A 2510-nucleotide genomic window follows, 5' to 3' on the forward strand; every position below is an offset into this window, starting at 1 on the left:
CGGAGATGTCGTTGTCCTGGATCGCGGTCGGATCGTCGTTGGGTTCGATCAGGTGCGGCGTCAGGACGATGTCGTGCGTCCGCAGCAGCTCGACCAGCGGCGTCAGCGGCGCGAGCAGGGCGGTGTCGGGATCGAGGTAGATGGCCGCGTCGGCGCCCGTACCGCAGGCCTGGTGGATGAAGGGACCCTTCACCGCCGTACAGACCTCGACGACGTCGTGGCGGAACAGCCAGCCGCGGAAGCCCGGAATGCCGAGATCGGAGGCCCAGACCACGCGGTCGAACGGCTCCGAGGCGGGGTCGAAGACGAAGCCGGGCGGCGGCTCGTCGGTGATCAGGGCGACCAGCTCCCAGTCGGGGTGGAAGCGGCGCAGGGTCTGGAACAGAACCCGGGCGCGGTTCAGGTAGGAGAAGGTGAAGCTCGAGTAGCAGAGGACCTTCATGCCGCGGCGCCTTCGAACAGGTCCACCGTCAGGGCGCTGAAGGTGAGGTCGTGGACCTGCGGCTTGCGGGCGGCGCGGGACAGGGCGGCGACCTCGCCGGTGTCGAAGGCGGCGGTCAGGGCCGCTTCGTCGAGGAGGACCTGACCGTGGCCGCCGTCGGTCACGAAGGCGGCGACGTTGCCGCTGTCGGGATTGGTGATCACCGCGCAACCAGCGGCGACCGCCTCGTAGGCGGTGAATGAGAAGGTTTCGCGGCACAGCGGCCAGACGAGCACCGCGTCAACGTCGAGGGCCTCGAGGGTCTCCTGCATCAGGCGCGGGCGCTGCTCCGTGACGCGAACCTCGTGGAACTCGAGCGGCAGGCCGCCGGGCGTGGCGACGCCGAGGTGGACGAACTGGTAGCGCGGGTCGTCGGCGTGGCGCAGCACCAGCTCGCGGAACAGCGGCCAGCCCTTGTGGGGCGCCGCGACGCCGGCGTAGGCGAGGCGGAAGGGGCGACCCTTCCTGGCCGCCGGCGCCGGGCCGCGCGGCGAGAGCCGGGCATGCGGCAGGACCAGCTCGCCGGCGGTCGGGTAGTTCCAGCTGGCGCGCCACAGGTCGAGGGTCGCCTGCGAGGGGCTGACCACCGTCAGGTCGAGCCGCGCGAACAGACGCTCGTGGGCGGCGAGGTGACGGGCGCGCATCGGCAGGTAGGCGCAGATGGTGCAAGCCGGGCTGTCGGGGGGCGGGGCGGCGCAGTCCTGCACGTCGTTGCGCAGCAGGTGATAGCCGGCGCAAAGGCTCGCGAAGTCGTGCAGCCAGAACCAGCCGGCCTTGAGGCCCACGGCGGCGAGGATGTCCGCGGTCTCGTCGGCGGCATGGCCGAGCAGGCTGTGGATGGCGAAGGTGCGATGGCCCGGCCGTCCGGCGGCGGCTTTGAGGACCGGGGCGATAGCCTCCGGGGCGAAGACCCCGACTTGCCGGCCGTTCCAGAGAACGCCGAGGGGTCCCGCCTCCCCCGCCTCGCGCACCACCGGCCACGGCTTGGCGGGATAGAAATGCAGGTGATCGCGGCCGAGCTCGGCGACGCGGGCGTCCTCGCGCTGGAGGCACAGCTGCACCCCGCCGGTGTTGGCGCTGTAGTCGTCGTGACTGAAGGTCACGTGCAGGTCGGCGAGGCCGGTGCGTGAGGTCTGGAGCGCCTCGGCCAAATGCTCGGGCGGGTCGACCGGAAGCTGGGCGGCGGCCTCGGCGATGCGGGCGGCGCGGTCGGCGACCGGCTGCAGGTCGGCGATCAGCTGGTAGCGGAAGCCGAGGTCGTTGCGACCGATACGCCCCTCGGCGCGGCCGGTGCGGACGTAGTGGACGAACGGATTGATCCCGGCCTGGGCGATGTCGACGTAGATGTCGAGGTAATCGCGGACCGAGAACCGCGGGTGCGGATCACGCCCCTCGCGCCAGCCGGTGGTCAGGAAATGGTCGAGGGGATCTGAGCCGGCGGCGGCGATGTCGGGATTGGCGCCGAGGTAGAAGGCGGCGTCGAACTCGGCCTCGATGAGCGCGCGGTCGGCCGGCGCGGCGACGGTCGGCGTGGCGATGGGCGCGGCGGCGGCGCGGACGTCCGCGGCGGGAGCCGGCGGCAGCAGATCGGCGAGGCGCCAGCCGGGCCGCTCGCCGCGTTCGAGAACCTCGACCAGGAAGGCCTCGCTGTGGCGCGACGGAACGACTTCGCGGCCTTCGCGGCGGCCGACGGTCAGGTAGTGATGCAGCGGCTCGGCGTCGGCCTTGCGAACATCGGCGTTGGCCTCGAGGTAGGCCCTGACGTTGAACCAGGGGGCCGGGTCGCGACCCTCGCGCCAGCCGCCGCCGAGGTAGTGCCGGAGCGCATCGAGGCCGGCCTGGGCGACGTCGTCGTAGATTAGCCGGTAGAAGCGGCCATCGAACGCCGTGGAAACCACCCGGTAGAGCTCGTGACGGTCGACCTCGTGACTTGGGGCCTCCCGGGCCATTCGGCGCATTTTCCCTTCACGGCGATGGGGGCTTCTGTGCAACAGAAGGACTCCACACGCAACCGCCGCACCGCCTATCC

The 2510-nt window shown here is 71.6% G+C and carries 1 protein-coding gene and 1 pseudogene; both read right to left on the bottom strand.

Features of this window, described 5'->3' with window-relative positions; all coding sequences use genetic code 11:
* A pseudogene (locus ACILRF_RS16000) lies at positions 1-442 on the bottom strand (hypothetical protein); the annotation flags it as partial.
* Entirely contained in the window at positions 439-2430 is a 1992-nt protein-coding gene (locus ACILRF_RS16005) for a hypothetical protein (RefSeq protein WP_395674646.1), read from the bottom strand. The pseudogene ACILRF_RS16000 and the gene ACILRF_RS16005, both read right to left, overlap by 4 nt.
* Positions 2431-2510: the final 80 nt, after the last annotated feature.

Origin of the sequence: Phenylobacterium sp., from assembly GCF_044236515.1 — a bacterium.
GTDB lineage: Bacteria > Pseudomonadota > Alphaproteobacteria > Caulobacterales > Caulobacteraceae > Phenylobacterium.